Source organism: Chryseobacterium sp. FH1 (assembly GCF_000735135.1).
Lineage (GTDB): Bacteria > Bacteroidota > Bacteroidia > Flavobacteriales > Weeksellaceae > Epilithonimonas.
In genome coordinates this window covers 238,604-254,641 of record NZ_JPLZ01000007.1, presented here as the reverse complement: position 1 = coordinate 254,641, position 16,038 = coordinate 238,604, and the positions used below count along the sequence as shown (strand labels likewise).

Here is a 16,038-nt window from a genome sequence, read left to right as displayed (position 1 = left end):
TATTTAAATTAATTTGTTAATAAATAAGGCTTTTCAATTGGTGAAAAGCCTTATTTAATTTTTATTCCTGAACTTCAAAAAGCAAACGCTCCCCGAATTTTTTCTCATTGATTTTTCCATTATCGTAAACCAAATTTCCATTCACAAAAGTATGCGTCACTTTAGAATGAAACTCAGTTCCTTCCAACGGACTCCAGCCACATTTGTACAAAATATTTTCTTTGGAAACCGTCCAGTTTTCTTCTAAATCTACCAAAACCAAATCTGCTTTGTAACCTTCCCTCACAAAACCTCTTTTCTCAATTCTAAAAAGAATCGCAGGATTGTGACACATTTTCTCAACGATTTTCTCCAAAGTAATTTTTCCACTTCGGAAATTCTCCAACATCACGACCAAAGAATGTTGAACCAAAGGTGCTCCGGAAGGACATTTCGTATAAACATTTTGCTTTTCTTCCCAAGTGTGAGGCGCGTGGTCGGTGGCGATGACATCAATTCTGTCATCCAAAAGAGCTTCCCAAAGTCCGTCTTTATCTTTTAAAGTTTTGACCGCCGGATTCCATTTGATGAGGTTTCCTTTTGTCTCGTAATCTTCATTGGTAAAAGTCAGGTGATGAACACAAACTTCGGCCGTTATTTTTTTTTCTTTTAATGGAATATCATTTCGGAAAAGGTCCGTTTCAATCGCTGTTGACAAATGGAAAACGTGTAGTCGCGCGCCAGTTTTTTGTGCTAATTCAATTGCTTTTGACGACGATTTATAACAAGCTTCCTCACTTCTTATCAAATGATGGAATTTCACAGGAATATCGTCGCCAAATTCCACTTTGTACTTTTCTGTGTTTTCCCGAATGGTCGCTTCATCTTCGCAATGAACGGCAATCAGCATTTTGGTATTGCTAAAAATATTTTCCAGAGTTTCAGGATTGTCAACCAACATATTTCCTGTTGATGAACCTAAGAACAATTTGATTCCGGGAACATTTCTTGGATTTGTTTTGAGGATTTCTTCAAGATTATCATTCGTTCCGCCCATCATAAAACCGTAATTGGCGTACGCTTTTTGAGAACCAATCTCGTATTTATCTGCCAACAATTCTTGGGTTACGGCATTCGGAACCGTATTCGGTTGGTCGATGAAACTTGTGATTCCGCCCGCGATTGCAGATTTTGATTCAGTTTCGATATCGCCTTTCTGCGTCAATCCTGGTTCACGAAAATGAACTTGGTCATCGATGATTCCTGGCAACAGATATTTTTCAGACGCGTCGATTATTTGGTCAACATTTTCTTCAGAGATATTTTTTGAAATCTTGGAAATCAAATCATTCTCAATCAGAACATCACTTTCGAAGACCAGATTTTCATTGACGATTTGGGCGTTTTTTATTAGAATTTTCATTTTACTTTTTTAGATTGAAACAAAATTAAGTTTTTGAATTTATAAACCACAAAAGTCACAAAAGAAAAAAGCAATCTTCATTAATTAAGTCAAAGAATACAAAGTTTTTCATTATTTAGGATTTCTAAAGTCAAGAAAACTTTTGTGCCTTTTGTGGTTTTAACTAAATTGCTTCAAAATTCCAAAGAATGTCTCCGAGAAAATACATTTTAATTCTACCCATTTTATTCGCTTCATTATTCAGTTCCCAAAAATTAGAAAACCTCTCGAAATTCGTGAATCCAATCATCGGAACCGAAAAAATGGGACATACTTTTCCCGGAGCCACTGTTCCTTTTGGCGCCGTTCAGCTGAGTCCGGAAACCGATTCGCTTTCTTATGAAGTCAATGGAAAATACAATCCAGATGTTTATAAATATTGCGCTGGTTATCGCTATGAAGACAAAACGATTGTCGGATTTTCGCACACGCATTTCAGTGGAACTGGTCATTCGGATTTGGGTGATTTTTTGATAATGCCGACAGTCGGAAAATTAAAATTAAATCCAGGAACGGCTCAAAAACCCGAAAGTGGATTTCGTTCGCGATTCTCTCATCAAAACGAAAAAGCCGAAGCTGGTTATTACAAAGTGAAGCTTGACGACTATAATATTCTGGCCGAAATGACTGCTACAACAAGAGTTGGCGTTCATCAATATACTTTTCCGAAATCTGATGATGCACACATTATTTTGGATTTGATGGCTGGGATTTACAATTATGATGACAAAAATGTCTGGACTTACGTGAGGATTGAAAATGACCACCGAATCACGGGTTACAGACAAACCAACGGCTGGGCAAGAACAAGAACGGTTTATTTTGCAATGGAATTTTCGAAGCCTTTCAAATCTTACGGACAGAAAAATTTTGACACAAAACAAGCTTACCGAGGTTTCTGGAGAAAATGGAATCAGGACGATAATTTCCCGGAGATTGCAGGCAAGAAAATCATAATGCATTTTGATTTCGATACTCAGGAAAATGAAAAAGTTCAAATCAAATTTGCGATTTCGCCAGTCAGTCAGGCCAATGCTTTGGAAAACTTAACCAAAGAAACGCCAGATTGGAACTTTGAAAAAATAAAATATCAGGCTCAAAATGACTGGAATAAGGAACTTAATAAAATCGTTGTCAACACACTTTCTGAAGATGATAAAGTGAATTTTTACACGGCGATGTATCACACGTTCATCAATCCTACCACTTATATGGATTCCAATGGCGAGTATAAAGGTCTTGACCAAAATGTGCATCAGGCCAAAGGATTCACGAATTACACGACGTTTTCACTTTGGGACACTTACCGCGCTTTACATCCGTTTTTCAATATCATTCAGCCAAAACGGAACAATGATATGATTCAGTCGATGATGGCGCATTACGACCAATTCAGTTTGAAAATGTTGCCGGTTTGGTCGCATTATGCGAATGAGAATTGGTGTATGAGCGGTTATCATTCAGTTTCTTTGATTGCTGATGCGATTATCAAAGGCACTTACACTGGAAATCCGGAAGAAGCTTTGAAGGCTTGTATTGCGACTTCCAACAAAAGAAATTACGAAGGCATCGGAGAATACATCGACAAAGGTTACATCTCTGCGGAGAAAAATGGAACGTCGGTTTCAAATACTGTTGAATACGCTTACGACGATTGGGCAATTTCACAAATCGCCAAGAAATTAGGCAAAACAGACATCTACAATGAATATCTGAAACGTTCCGAAAACTGGAAAAATGTCTTCGATAAATCAATCGGTTTTATGAGACCGAGATTGTCTGACGGAAGTTTCAAGAAGGAATTTGATTTGATGAGCACGCACGGACAAGGCTTTATCGAAGGAAATTCCTGGAATTACAGTTTCTTCGTTCCGCACAATCCTGAGGAATTAATGAAATCGATGGGCGGACAAAAGAAATTCGGCGAAAATCTTGATGAATTGTTTTCAATGCATCTGCCTGACGAGTTTTTTGCTGATACGGAAGATATTACCAGAGAAGGAATTATCGGCGGTTATGTTCACGGAAACGAACCGGCGCATCACGTGGCTTATCTTTATAATGTTGCCGGTCAACCTTGGAAAACACAAGCTCAAATTCGAAAAATCTTGACGATGCAATACAAAGCAAAACCCGACGGATTAGGCGGAAATGACGATTGCGGACAAATGAGTGCATGGTACATTTTCAGCAGTTTGGGATTCTATCCCGTTTCGCCTGGCTCTGATGATTATTGGATTGGAAGTCCGAGTATCGTCAACGCAAAATTGAATTTGGAGAACGGAAAAACATTTGAAATTGAAGCTAAAAATCAATCAGAAAAAAATGTCTATATCGAAAGAATTGAGCTAAATGGAAAAGCATTCGAAGGTTACAAATTGAAACACGAAGACATTATGAAAGGTGGAAAATTGGTTTTCTTTATGAATTATAAGCTGAAGAAATAAATCGGATTCTTGTCAGAATAGATTATTTTTGCAAAAATTTTTGAATTGAAGAAGCTTCTCGGACAAACCGCTCTTTACGGATTAACAACTGTGATTATCAGACTGTTCCCGTTTGTAATTAATCCAATTATAACAAGAACTTTTGGTCCAACTGCCTATTCTCCTTTTGCCGATTTTTATTCAGTAGCCGGCGTTATTGCAGTGCTTTTGACCCACGGAATGGAAACGACATTTTTCCGGTTTGCGTTGGACGAGAAAGATGACAGAAAATTGATTTCGACTGCCTTTTTCAGCGTATTGGCTGTGACTTTGGTTTATTTATTTTTCACATTACTTTACAGACAACCATTAGCGATTGCTTTCAAAACGCCAGACCAAGTCGATTTGCTGGCAATTCTTACAATTACTTTGGCTTTGGATGCTTTTTCTGCGATGCCTTTTGTAATGTTAAGGAAAAACGAACGACCATTAAAATACGCAGGAATCCGAATCACGAATGGCATCATCAATTTTTTATTAGTCGTATTTTTCATCATTATTCTGCCAAGATATCCGGAAGGAATTTTCGGTTTGAAATACAGTCCGACATTTGGAATCGGTTATGTTTTTGTCGCAAATCTGGTTGCAAGTGCTGTCACCTTTTTGATGCTGTCACAAGAATTGTTAATCGCAAGAATAAAGCATTTCTCTTGGGAACTTTGGAAAAAAATGATAAAATATTCCTGGCCAATTACAATTGCCGGCTTGGCAGGAATCATTAATGAAACCTTTGATAGACAGTTTCTCAAATTCCTTTTGCCGGACGAAATCGGAAGACACGAACTGGGCGTTTACGGCGGTGTTGCGAAAGTGGTGACGTTTGTAATTTTGTTCAGACAAGCCTACTCTTTGGGGATCGAACCATTCTTTTTCAGCAATTCGAAGAATGCGAACGCAAAAGAAATGTATGTGAAATTGATGGACATTTTCATCGCCATCAATTGTTTGATTGTCTTATTCTTATCTGTTAATTTGGACTGGATTGCCAAAGTTTACATCAACAATCCGGAATATTACGAGGGAATTTCGATTCTTCCTATTTTATTTTTTGCGAGTTTATTTATAGGAATCTATCTCAATCTTTCGATTTGGTACAAATTGACCGATAAAACAATTATTGGTGCCTACATCTCAGGAATTGGTGTTTTGATAACCATAATTATTAATTTTTATTTTATTCCCACATACGGATATTGGGCTTCAACCTGGGCCACGATTGGCAGTTATTTTGCTATGATGGTGATATCGTATATTTGGGGACAATACAAATATCCGGTTCCATACAATATTTATAAAAACTCAATTGTCATTCTCATAACAATGTTGGCATCTTTGATATGTTATCAATATTTAAAACAAAACATTTGGATAGGTAACCTTATATTTATATTTTTGGCAACCATTTTAATAATTTCAGAGAAACTAATTCCCAAAAAGATTTTAAACAAATTGGGTATAAATAATTAACAATATAACTAATAACCAATAACCCCACAAAATAATAAAAGTATGAAAATAATAGTTCCAATGGCTGGACGTGGCTCCAGACTTAGGCCTCACACATTGACAGTTCCAAAACCGTTGATTCCAATCGGAGGAAAACCAATCGTTCAAAGATTGGTAGAAGATATTGCAAAAGTTGCAAATCAACCAATTGAAGAAATCGCATTCATTATAGGAGATTTTGGGGCAGAAGTAGAAGCTTCATTAATCAAAGTTGCTGAAAATCTGGGGGCAAAAGGAACAATCTATGCTCAGACCGAACCTTTGGGAACAGCTCACGCAATCAATTGCGCAAGAGAAAGTATGAGTGGACCAGTGATTATTGCGTTTGCTGATACACTTTTCCGTGCAGATTTCCATCTTGATACCAATGCGGACGGTGTGATCTGGGTGAAAAAAGTGGAAGACCCTTCGGCTTTCGGTGTTGTAAAATTGGATGATTATGGTTTCATCACAGATTTTGTGGAAAAACCAAAAGAATTCGTTTCTGACCTTGCCATCATCGGAATTTATTATTTTAATTCAGCTGAGAAGTTGATAGCGGAAATAGATCATATTATTGGAAATAATATTACCGAAGGTGGTGAATTCCAACTGACAACAGCTCTTGAAAATCTTAGGTCAAAAGGCTCAAAATTCTCTCTTGGAAAAGTAGATGATTGGATGGATTGCGGAAATAAAAACGCAACAGTTGAAACAAACAGCAAGATTTTACAATACGAGAAAGAAAATATGTCCAAATTCCCAGAATCGGCTAATATTGAAAATTGCATGATCATCCCACCATGTTTCATCGGGGAAAATGTGAAGATTTTAAACTCTAAAATCGGTCCTAATGTTTCTCTTGGGAACAACACTGTTGTCATCAATTCTAATATCGATAATTCATTGATCCAAGAAAATACGATGATTGACCATGGGAATCTAAGCAATTCTATGATTGGCAACTCGGCACAATATTTTGGAGTCGCGAGAGAAATTTCTTTGGGTGATTTCTCGGTTTTAGATTTCGTTTCGAAAGATTAATTTTAATTTAAATAAATATCAACTTTGTCAAGGTTCTGAACTTTGACAAAGTTTTTTTTAGATACCTAAGTCAAAATATAAGTTTATTTTTGGCGTTAATATTGTAAGTTTCATCGAAAAAAAATTATGCAAAAATACATTCTGATCATACTTTCGGCTTTGGTCGTAACCTCTTGTAAAGTCAACAAAACACAAGCTCCAACGCCGGTCGCAAACAACACTCCGATTTCCAACAATGCCGAATTCTTTTCTGCAATTGATAAAAAATCAAGTTTCGACGCGGTGAAAATCAATAGTAAGATCGACGCAAAAACAGGTTCCTTCATTCCCACTTTGGATGCAGTGATCTATGTTGAAAACGGACAAAAAGTCTGGATGAACTTAACTGCGGTCATCCTGCAAGCAGCAAGAGGTATTGCAACGCCAGAAGGCATCAAAGGCTATTACAAGCTGGACAAAAGTTACATCGATTCGGATTTCGGTTATCTCAACAAATTATTGAATGTCAATTTCATTGATTACAACGCTTTGCAAAATCTGCTTTTAGGAAAAACCTTCATTCCAGTTTCAGAAAGCGATTACAACTTGACTCAAAATGATCTGGGTTTTAATCTAACTTCGAAAAAGAATCAAAAAATTACTGAAAACGGGAGAACCAGCGAGTACAAAATCTCTCTAGATTACGATCAAAGTTTTAATTTAAGTCACGTTTTGATGACGAATCTAGCGAACAATGACCAATTAGATATCACTTATTCCAATAGAGAAATCATCAACAATGAGAGCTTCCCGAAAAGTGTTAAAATAATTATAAAAGCCAACAAAACCGACGAAATATTAATTGAAAATACGAAATTTGATTTTTCCCGTATGGATACGCCTTATTCCGTTCCTGCCAATTACAAAAAGACAGAGATTAAATGATTAAGAAATTAAGTTTTTTTATAAGTATTATCCTTTTCGGAAGCGCATTTGGACAAAAAGATAAAGAGCAATTGCAAAAGCAAAATGCCGATTTGAAGAAACAAATCTCTTCCCTCAACGCTACTTTGAATCAAACAAAACAAGAATCCAAACTTTCTATTGCTTATCTCAACGCTGTCAACCAAAAATTGGCACTTCGTGAGAAAGTCTACAACAATACTCAGAAGGAAAAAAGATTTATTGAAGATGATATTTATAAACGTCAATTAGAAATCAATAAAAACAATCGTGAACTTGCTGTTTTAAGGAAGAACTATTCGGAAATTCTTGTAAAAGCCTACAAAACAAAAGGTGTTCAGAATAAAGTAACATTTATCCTATCTTCTAAAAATATTGGTGAAGCACTCAACAGAGTAGAATATTTGAAAAGATATTCTGAATATCAGGATAAAAAGGCAACTGAAATCTCCAACAAAGCAACTGAAATTAAGAAGAATATCGCGCTGAAGAAAAAATATGTTTCTGATAAAGACAATCTTCTACTTTCTCAGAAAAAAGACCTTTCCACAATAGAAGCTGAGAAAAAACAAAAGCAAGTCCTTTTGGATGAGTTCAAAAAGAACGAAACTAAATTAACTGCAGAACTTAGACAAAAGCAAACGCAATCGAAGGATTTGGAACGTCAAATCAGAAATATCATTGCTGAGGAAATCAGACTTGCCAAAGCCAAAGAAGAAGCAGAGCGAAAAGCCGAAGCTGAAAGAAAAAGATTGGCAGACATTGCTGCGAAAAGAGAAAAAGATAGAATAGAAGCTGAAAACAGAGCAAAAATTGCCGCTGCGGAAGCCGAAAGAAAAAAAGCAGAGTTAGAATCTAAAAGAGCTAGCGACCTTGCCAACAAACGTGCAGAAGAAGAACGAAAATTGGCCGAGACCAACAAAACTATCGAAAGAAAAGAGGCAGCGGAAAGAGCAAGTAGAGATGCAGCAATAAGAGCAAAAGCGGCGAGTGATAAATTGGCAGAAGCAAAAGCGAATGAAGTTGCTATTAACAAAAAGAATGACGACGCAAAGGATGCCGCTGAGAAGAAAGTAATGAAAAATTACGATCTAGGTCCTGTTGTAGGGAGTAATTTTGCAGAAAACAGAGGGAGAATGAGCTTCCCTGTAGACAGAGGAACTGTGACGCACCGTTTTGGAAGGCAACCACATCCAGTTTTCAAAAATATAGTTGAGGAAAATATTGGAATTAAAATCGCTGTTTCAAAAGGAGCCAAAGCAAGATGCGTTTTCCCTGGCGTTGTTTCGAAGGTATTACAAATCAGTGGAAGCTATTCTGTAGTTGTGAAACATGGAAATTATTTTACAGTCTATTCAAACTTGGCTAACACATTGGTAAAACCTAACCAACAAGTTTCTGCTGGCACACTTCTCGGAGAAGTTGGCAGTGATTTTGATGAGTCTATCACATTGGATTTCCAAATTTGGAATGGTGAAAATCCTGTAGATCCTTTGAGTTGGGTTTCGTATTAAAAAATAATTTAACTTTGTAAAAAAATCAAGATGATAATATCCACCGTTATATTAAGTATTTCTTGGCAACACATCTTAATAGTTGCCTTGATTGTCCTTTTGTTGTTTGGAGGTAAAAAAATCCCTGAATTAATGAAAGGTTTAGGCTCTGGTGTAAAAGAGTTTAAAGATGCTGTGAAAGAAGATGACAAGAAGAAAGATCCATCTTCTCCAAATAATGATCCTTCTCCTAATATATAAGTATCATTAATGAGTTTAACGAAAACAGCATGGGAAATCTTCAATCAATCGGTTGAAGATTATCATATTAGTGACGATGTCAATTCACAAGAGACTAACCCATTCCAAGTCAATAGTTTGGAATGGATTTTGTATTCAAAGAACTGGATTGATACCGTACAATGGCATTTGGAAGATATTATTCGTGAAGAAGATATCGATCCGTCAGAAGCTCTTAAAATAAAAAGAAGAATAGATAAATTGAACCAAAAAAGGACAGATCTGGTAGAACAGATTGATTTTTGGTTTTACAAAAACTTCGAGAATATTACTCCTGATCCTGATGCTAGGATAAACAGCGAAACTCCGGCTTGGTGCATAGATAGATTTTCCATCTTATCTTTAAAAATATACCACATGTCTATCGAAGCTTCTCGTGAAGATGCTTCGGAAGAACATAAATTACAGTGTACACAAAAGTTGAATGTACTTTTGGAACAGAAAAAAGATCTTTCTACAGCCATAGACCAGTTGCTCTCTGATATCGAAAACGGTAAAGTTAAGATGAAACTTTACAAACAGATGAAAATGTATAATGATGAAAGTCTTAATCCAATCCTGTATCAAAAAATACAGAAAAAATGAAACCTTTTATTAAGCTTTTGTCAGCAGTAGCTGTGTCATCATTTATAATTTCTTGTTCTACAAACTCAGCAACTTCGGAACAAGTTCATTCTGAATTATATTCAGATCCCTATTCTTACCTTACGCCAGAAGCTATTGTTTATGCTTCCTCTATCTCAAATTTGGTGTCAACATTTCCAAAATTCAGGAATGATGCTGTCAATAGAGAAGTGACTTCTTTGAAGAACTCGCTCACCGATTATTTAACTTCTGTACGAGACTTCAACCAGTCTTCAAAGAGTAGATCCTTGAACGACTTTGAAAAAAATTATAAGAAGATTCAGAAGCTTAGAAAATTTATGATGAAGGAAGATGACGAAGTTCTCAACAGATACATGGTGAAAATAAAAACCAACATGAATCTTCTGGAAGCAACTCAAAGTAAAAATATGGAGACAACATCTATGTCTTCCAACTAAAACTCACCGTTATTTTTAATGTTACAACTACAAGCAGAATCGAATGTTCCCACAGATTTTGGGGAATTCAGAATGATGGCTTTTTCTGAGAATGAGAAAGATTGGATGCCTCATATGGCTCTGATTGCTAAAGATACAGATTTGGAAAAACCTATCAATGTTAGAATCCATTCAGAATGTATTACCGGTGAAGTCTTTCATTCTCAAAAGTGCGAATGTGGACAACAGTTGAATTCGGCTATGCAATATATGCAGGAGAATGGCGGAATGATAATATACCTAAGGCAAGAAGGTAGAAATATAGGAATAATCAATAAACTGAAAGCTTACGCATTGCAGGAAAAAGGATTTGATACAGTTCAAGCAAATCTTGAATTAGGATTGCCTGCGGATGACCGTAATTTTGATATTGCGATAGAAATTTTGAAAACACTGGGGGTGAAATCAGTCAATCTGATGACAAATAATCCTGAAAAAATCAAGATTATCCAAGACAGCGATATTAATTTCAATTCTAGAATACCATTGCAAATCAAGTCTAACTTATCCAGTGCGTCTTATCTCAAAACAAAGAAAGACTTCTTCGGACATCTTTTGGATGATGAAAATCCTTAATCATAAAAATAAAAAAACCGTCCTCAGACGGTTTTTTTATTTGAATAAATTCAAATAAATTATTTTTTCTTACCTGTAGCAGGACCAGCAACCGCAGTAGCCAAATCAGCACCAGCTTTGAATTTCGCAACTGTTTTTGCTTCAATTTGAATTGGTTTTTTAGTTGCAGGGTTGATACCTTGTCTTGCGGCTCTTTCAGATACTGAGAAAGTACCGAATCCAACTAGAGATACTTTACCATCTTTTTTCTTAAGTGTTTCTGTTACGTTAGCAACAAAAGATTCCAAAGCTTTTTTAGCAGCAGCTTTTGTGATTTCTGCATCCTTCGCGATAGCGTCGATTAATTCAGACTTGTTCATAATATTTATTAATTAAAGTTATGTTGTTATAGCAAATATAAGACAATTTTCATATCGTGCAAATATTTTTATAAAAATTAGTGAAGTATGTATCTTTTTTTTTAAAACAATGCGTTTTCGGCAAATCGAATTTTGACGAAAACACTCGCTTTATTAAATATCATTTTTAATAAATTATCTTTATTCATCAACAATAATAATGAGTAACAATAAAATATTATCATATTCATAAATTCATAAAAACGAATATCAATTTTAAAAGTATCTACAATGCATCAGCCAATAGAAAAATAGTGCCATTTAAGAGTAATCGCAAAATCTTCTTTCTCAATTTTATTATTTAGCGTAAATTTGCATATATGTTTATCGAAGTTTTTAAATCGAAAATCCATAGGGTTCGTGTCACTGCATCAGACCTTGATTATATTGGAAGCATCACTATTGACGAAGACCTTATAGAAGCGGCCGGCTTGATCGTTGGTGAGAGAGTCTATATCGTAAACGTCAACAACGGCGAACGTTTTGACACCTACGTTATCAAAGGGAAGAGAAAATCTGGCGAAATATGCCTCAATGGTCCTGCGGCCCGAAAAGTACAGAAAGGCGATATCATCATCATCATCGCTTATGCGCAGATGAGTCCTGAGGAAGCTAAAGATTTCCAGCCAAAAATTGTTTTCCCAGACGAAGCGACCAATCTCCTCACATAATTCCTAATCACATTGGAAGAAAAGAAGCCATCATTACTCAAAAAAATTCTGACAGTTTTAATTTCGATTGCGATTGCAGGATTATTTCTATGGCTTGCTCTCAAAGGATTGGACTTTGACAAAATCAAAGTTTCACTGCAAAAAGCCAATTACATTTGGGTAGCGTTTGCAGGATTTTTTGGAATCTCCGCTTATTGGTTCAGAGCCATCCGATGGAATCTTTTGTTGGAACCAATGGGTCATAAGATTTCCAATTCGAACTCACTTTGGTCACTTTCCTTCGGTTATTTGATGAATCTTACTATTCCAAGAAGTGGTGAAGTTGCCCGTTCAACCGCACTTTACGGCGTAGAAAAAGTTCCGGTTGACAAGTCTTTTGGAACGATTATTTTGGAACGAGTTGTCGACTTGGTTTGTATGGGAATCTTCGCATTATTGACTTTGATTTTCAAATATGATGCGCTCTTGGCTTTCTACAAAGCGGCGACTCAACAAAAAGCTGTAGAAAAAAAAGAATTAAATTGGTTTGAGCAATCTTTGCTAAAAATTGGAATTACTGATTTAGAACAATTTTATTTCTTTTCAAAAATTGCTATTGGAATTATTGTAATCGCAGTCCTATCCTATTTATTCATATATAAAAAAGATAAATTAATCGATTTTGCTAAAGGGGTTTTTGAAGGTTTAAAATCTATTTTGACCTTAAAACAAAAAGGAAAATTCATCCTTTACACGGCAGGAATTTGGATTTGCTATTTCTTCGCTTCTTATTTGGTTTGCTTTGCATTGCCGGAAACTTCCAATTTTTCACCAGCAGACGGTTGTTTCATCTTGGTCGTTGGTACTTTGGGAATGATAATCCCAGCAAGTGGCGGAATTGGTGCTTTTAATCTAGCTATGAAATTCGGGTTCACAGCTTTATTCATTTCGATGGGAAAAGACGCTGTAGAAGGCGGAGAATTGGGACTCGCCTACTCTTTCATCACATTGCCTTTGCAAATCATCATTATGCTTGTAATGGGCTTGATTTCGATTCCGATGTTGGCGAAGAATAGGAAGCTTTAACTCAGAATCATTTCAATCTTACTTCCAGTTTCTTCATCTTTAGTAATGTTCAGCGAAATTGGGATTTTCTCCTTCAATTCTTCAACGTGTGAAATAATTCCGACGATTCGATTTTCTTTCTGAAGATTCATCAATGTTTCAAAGACCAAATTCACAGATTCCGGGTCTTGCGTTCCGAAACCTTCATCAATAAAGAAAAAGTTCCTATCCGATTTCGCCTGCGATTGCATACTTTCCGCCAAAGCCAACGCCAAACTTAGCGAAACCTGGAAACTTTGTCCGCCTGATAAAGTTTTTACACTTCGCGTTTTTCCTTCGTTCAGATAATCAATGATTTCAAATTCATTCTTGTCATTGACTTGCAAACTGAGTTGATTTCTAGTCATTCTATGGAATCTGATATTCGCGTTATCACAAAGTTGTTTCAGGTAAATCGACGAAACATATTGCACAAATCCAGCACCTTTGAAAAGATTAGAAAGTGTATCAAGATTCGCTTTTCTTAGTGACAATTTATTTTGCTCGAGAATCAATTCTTTCTTGGTTTCAAAACTTTTCTGCAAATCCGAAAGTTGTTTTTCGATAATTGTCAATTGCTTTTGTAATTGAGAAATATTTTCCTGAGAAACTAAAAAATCATTCTCCTTTGCCACGAATTCTGATTCTTCGAAATTGGACTCTCTTAATTTCAACTTTAAAGAATTAATGATTTCTTTCAGCGTATTAAAACTGATTTTAAAATCCTGAATTTCTTTTCGCGACGTTTGAATATCAAAATCTTGAGATAAAATCGTCTCGACTTCTTCAAAGTTTGTGAATGAGGATTTCGCTAAAATAGATTCAATATTTTCAATATTTTCTTTTTCAGATTTTTGAAGCTCGTCAATTTGTTTTGAAATTTGAGCAAGCAATGTTTCCTTAGAAGCAACTTTCGGGGTTGTCTCCAACAAATCTTTTTGAAATTGTTTATATTGATTTTCGACCGAAGTATTTTTGATAGACAAATTCTCAGATTCAATCTTGATGTCTGCCGAATTTGCGGTTTCAAAATCTCTAAAATCGAGAACTTTCAAACTTTGCTTTAAATCTGAAATAGAAGTTTCCAGACTGATTTTTTTATTTTTAAAATCAACAATCGCCTCTTCAAAACGTTTGGTTTCTTTTTGTTGATTTTCTAGTGCTCTTCGATGTTCATCAAGCAATTTCTCTGCTGAAGAAATTTTCTGTTCCAATACAAAAGCTTCGGTTTTTTGAGTAGAAAATTGAGTATCATCTTCTTTATCAAATTGATTCCAAATAAATTGTTCAGAATGTAATTTTGATTTTTTATCAGATTCTGATTTTTGATTTTCCAATTCAATTTTCTGATTTTCCAAAAGCTGTTTCAGTTCCAGAATTTTCTCAATCTGCTTTTCGTCTCTTTTGATTTTCTCAATTAATTCTTCAATATTCAGAAGTTCAGCCTCCAAAGTCCTCAATGATTCCGTAACATTTTCTGAGATCAAAATCTCTGGATGTTCCAGTGACCCACAAAGCGGACAAGGTTTTCCGTCTTCGATGTTCTGAGCAAATTCTGACAGTTTTTGAGATAACTCTAAATGACTTTTCTGATTCTGATGATTCAGTTTTTTCTCATTCAAAACAAGATGTTTGGAAGAGAATTCTTCCTTCCAGTTTTCGGGAAATTCATTCAGTAAGATTTGCTGTTTCGCAATTTCCTCAGATTTCGAAAGAATGTTTTTTTGAAAATTAGACCATTCGGTTTGGTAGTTTTTCCTGATTTGAAACCAGTTTTCAACTTCCATAAGAATTTTAGTATCCGTTTTCTTCAACTTCAAATCCGAAATCGATTTGGATTCAACATCTATAATTTTTTGAATCTCAATTTCCTTTTTCTTCGAATCTGATATGGTTTTTTCACCTTTTTCAATTCTTTCCAACAACAGATTTTTCTGAGTTTCGAAATCCAAAATCTTGGAAACATTCAACAAATCAACCGCTTTTTGTTTGCTGTTTTCCAGTTGATTGAAATCATTTTCTAATGCCGAAATATTCTGTTTCAATTGATTTAAAGTTTCAGCAAGCACATCAAATTCTATCTTAGTTGATTCTTGAGTCTTCAAATTTTGATTGATTTCAGAAGACAAACGCTTCTTTTCCGTCAACAAAGATTTGAAGTTTCTTTCCGCAGTTTCAAAAACTTCCAATTGCTGTTCAAGCTTCTGGAATTTTTCATTTTCTATTTCTTTAATGACAAATTCGGCTTCTTTTATTTTTAGATTATCAAAATCAGTTTTCAGATTTTTGAGTTTCTGAAAATTTACTTCAAGTTGATTATGAACTTCTTTTTCCTTACCAAAATTAATTTTAGAAAGATTCAGTTCCTCGCTTTTTTGATTGATAATCTCTTCAGAAACTTCCTCAAAAGTTCCCAATTTCCCTTCGAGTTCCGCCAATTCATATTTGGTTTCGGAAACTTTCGTAGAAACTTTATCCTGCAAATCGTATTTGTGAAGTCCGAAGATTTCCTTCATCATTTGCGTTCGGTCTTTGGCTCCCAATTCCAGAAACTCCTTGAACTGACCTTGCGGAATAATAATCGTCCGCTTGAAATTCTCATAACTCAAACCCAGAATTTCAGACGCATTCGTATGTTCCAGTGGAATCCATTCACCATTTTTCTCTTCATAAAAGCAAGTATTGTAAACCTTTACATCATCAAAACGTTTTGCATTTCTCCGAAACTCACGAACAGCGCGAAAAGTTCTATTCTCATAATTCTGAAAATCAAACTCGATGAAAGACCGATTGCTACGGAGATTCATCATATTGTAAGCACGACTATCCTTGCTGTTCATCCTTTCAGTTTCACCATAAAGTGCAAAACTGACAGCCTCCAAAATTGAGGATTTCCCAGAACCAACGGCTCCAAAAATCCCGAACAAGCCAGCTTGAGTCAGTTCCGAAAAGTCAATCGTTTGTCTGGTTTGATAGGAATAAAGCCCTTCTATTGTGAGTTTTATTGGAAGCATTTTGGTCGTTGGTTGATAGTTGC

14 protein-coding genes are annotated in these 16,038 nt (G+C 35.5%); 11 read left to right on the top strand and 3 right to left on the bottom strand.

Going from position 1 to position 16,038, the window contains the following annotated elements:
• Positions 1–61: 61 nt before the first annotated feature.
• Positions 62–1,402 carry a dihydroorotase gene (locus IO90_RS17040; protein WP_034970133.1) on the bottom strand — a complete coding sequence of 447 codons (1,341 nt, stop codon included), beginning with the start codon at positions 1,400–1,402 and terminating at the stop codon, positions 62–64.
• A gap of 188 nt (positions 1,403–1,590) precedes the next feature.
• Here IO90_RS17040 and IO90_RS17035 point away from each other — a divergent pair, with 188 nt between their 5' ends.
• The 9 genes from IO90_RS17035 (at position 1,591) to ribA (ending at position 10,849) form a co-directional block, all read left to right on the top strand.
• The gene (locus tag IO90_RS17035) at positions 1,591–3,888 is read left to right on the top strand and encodes a GH92 family glycosyl hydrolase (protein ID WP_076768796.1); all 2,298 of its coding nucleotides are present in this window, start codon (positions 1,591–1,593) and stop codon (positions 3,886–3,888) included.
• 45 nt (positions 3,889–3,933) lie between these two features.
• Positions 3,934–5,394 carry a lipopolysaccharide biosynthesis protein gene (locus IO90_RS17030; protein ID WP_034970131.1) on the top strand — a complete coding sequence of 487 codons (1,461 nt, stop codon included), beginning with the start codon at positions 3,934–3,936 and terminating at the stop codon, positions 5,392–5,394.
• A 42-nt stretch (positions 5,395–5,436) separates the two neighbouring features.
• On the top strand, positions 5,437–6,456 hold the full coding sequence (locus IO90_RS17025) for a sugar phosphate nucleotidyltransferase (RefSeq protein WP_034970129.1): 1,020 nt from the start codon (positions 5,437–5,439) through the stop codon (positions 6,454–6,456).
• A 126-nt stretch (positions 6,457–6,582) separates the two neighbouring features.
• Complete coding sequence (locus IO90_RS17020) at positions 6,583–7,380, top strand: DUF4292 domain-containing protein (RefSeq protein ID WP_034970126.1); 798 nt, start codon at positions 6,583–6,585, stop codon at positions 7,378–7,380.
• Positions 7,377–8,912 carry a murein hydrolase activator EnvC family protein gene (locus IO90_RS17015; RefSeq protein ID WP_034970121.1) on the top strand — a complete coding sequence of 512 codons (1,536 nt, stop codon included), beginning with the start codon at positions 7,377–7,379 and terminating at the stop codon, positions 8,910–8,912. The genes IO90_RS17020 and IO90_RS17015 overlap by 4 nt, the downstream gene beginning before the upstream one ends.
• 30 nt (positions 8,913–8,942) lie before the next feature.
• On the top strand, positions 8,943–9,152 hold the full coding sequence (locus IO90_RS17010; protein WP_034970118.1) for a twin-arginine translocase TatA/TatE family subunit: 210 nt from the start codon (positions 8,943–8,945) through the stop codon (positions 9,150–9,152).
• A 9-nt stretch (positions 9,153–9,161) separates the two neighbouring features.
• A complete protein-coding gene (locus tag IO90_RS17005; protein ID WP_034970114.1) occupies positions 9,162–9,776 on the top strand; it encodes a DUF4254 domain-containing protein in 615 nt (204 codons plus the stop codon).
• The gene (locus IO90_RS17000; protein ID WP_051878893.1) at positions 9,773–10,234 is read left to right on the top strand and encodes a hypothetical protein; all 462 of its coding nucleotides are present in this window, start codon (positions 9,773–9,775) and stop codon (positions 10,232–10,234) included. The genes IO90_RS17005 and IO90_RS17000 overlap by 4 nt, the downstream gene beginning before the upstream one ends.
• Before the next feature lie 18 nt (positions 10,235–10,252).
• Positions 10,253–10,849 (top strand): GTP cyclohydrolase II, encoded by a 597-nt coding sequence (ribA, locus tag IO90_RS16995; protein WP_034970111.1) that lies wholly within the window; start codon positions 10,253–10,255, stop codon positions 10,847–10,849.
• Positions 10,850–10,908: 59 nt separating this feature from the next.
• Here the strand turns inward: ribA and IO90_RS16990 are convergent, their stop codons facing one another.
• A complete protein-coding gene (locus IO90_RS16990) occupies positions 10,909–11,208 on the bottom strand; it encodes an HU family DNA-binding protein (protein ID WP_028121109.1) in 300 nt (99 codons plus the stop codon).
• A gap of 359 nt (positions 11,209–11,567) precedes the next feature.
• Between IO90_RS16990 and panD the strand changes: the two genes are divergently transcribed.
• Positions 11,568–11,918, top strand: coding sequence for an aspartate 1-decarboxylase (panD, locus tag IO90_RS16985; RefSeq protein WP_034970107.1), 351 nt, complete (start codon positions 11,568–11,570; stop codon positions 11,916–11,918).
• A 12-nt stretch (positions 11,919–11,930) separates the two neighbouring features.
• Positions 11,931–12,983 (top strand): lysylphosphatidylglycerol synthase transmembrane domain-containing protein, encoded by a 1,053-nt coding sequence (locus tag IO90_RS16980; protein ID WP_034970102.1) that lies wholly within the window; start codon positions 11,931–11,933, stop codon positions 12,981–12,983.
• Here IO90_RS16980 and IO90_RS16975 read toward each other — a convergent pair.
• Positions 12,980–16,015, bottom strand: coding sequence for an AAA family ATPase (locus tag IO90_RS16975; protein ID WP_034970096.1), 3,036 nt, complete (start codon positions 16,013–16,015; stop codon positions 12,980–12,982). The genes IO90_RS16980 and IO90_RS16975 overlap by 4 nt on opposite strands.
• Between the last annotated feature and the right edge of the window lie 23 nt (positions 16,016–16,038).

What these genes read in the sequence shown, in the direction of transcription:
- IO90_RS17040 (WP_034970133.1), bottom strand. Translation starts at nt 1,402, where the DNA reads ATGAAAATTCTAATAAAAAACGCCCAAATCGTCAATGAAAATCTGGTC.
- IO90_RS17035 (WP_076768796.1), top strand. Translation starts at nt 1,591, where the DNA reads ATGTCTCCGAGAAAATACATTTTAATTCTACCCATTTTATTCGCTTCA.
- IO90_RS17025 (WP_034970129.1), top strand. Translation starts at nt 5,437, where the DNA reads ATGAAAATAATAGTTCCAATGGCTGGACGTGGCTCCAGACTTAGGCCT.
- IO90_RS17020 (WP_034970126.1), top strand. Translation starts at nt 6,583, where the DNA reads ATGCAAAAATACATTCTGATCATACTTTCGGCTTTGGTCGTAACCTCT.
- IO90_RS17015 (WP_034970121.1), top strand. Translation starts at nt 7,377, where the DNA reads ATGATTAAGAAATTAAGTTTTTTTATAAGTATTATCCTTTTCGGAAGC.
- IO90_RS17010 (WP_034970118.1), top strand. Translation starts at nt 8,943, where the DNA reads ATGATAATATCCACCGTTATATTAAGTATTTCTTGGCAACACATCTTA.
- IO90_RS17005 (WP_034970114.1), top strand. Translation starts at nt 9,162, where the DNA reads ATGAGTTTAACGAAAACAGCATGGGAAATCTTCAATCAATCGGTTGAA.
- IO90_RS17000 (WP_051878893.1), top strand. Translation starts at nt 9,773, where the DNA reads ATGAAACCTTTTATTAAGCTTTTGTCAGCAGTAGCTGTGTCATCATTT.
- ribA (WP_034970111.1), top strand. Translation starts at nt 10,253, where the DNA reads ATGTTACAACTACAAGCAGAATCGAATGTTCCCACAGATTTTGGGGAA.
- IO90_RS16990 (WP_028121109.1), bottom strand. Translation starts at nt 11,208, where the DNA reads ATGAACAAGTCTGAATTAATCGACGCTATCGCGAAGGATGCAGAAATC.
- panD (WP_034970107.1), top strand. Translation starts at nt 11,568, where the DNA reads ATGTTTATCGAAGTTTTTAAATCGAAAATCCATAGGGTTCGTGTCACT.
- IO90_RS16975 (WP_034970096.1), bottom strand. Translation starts at nt 16,015, where the DNA reads ATGCTTCCAATAAAACTCACAATAGAAGGGCTTTATTCCTATCAAACC.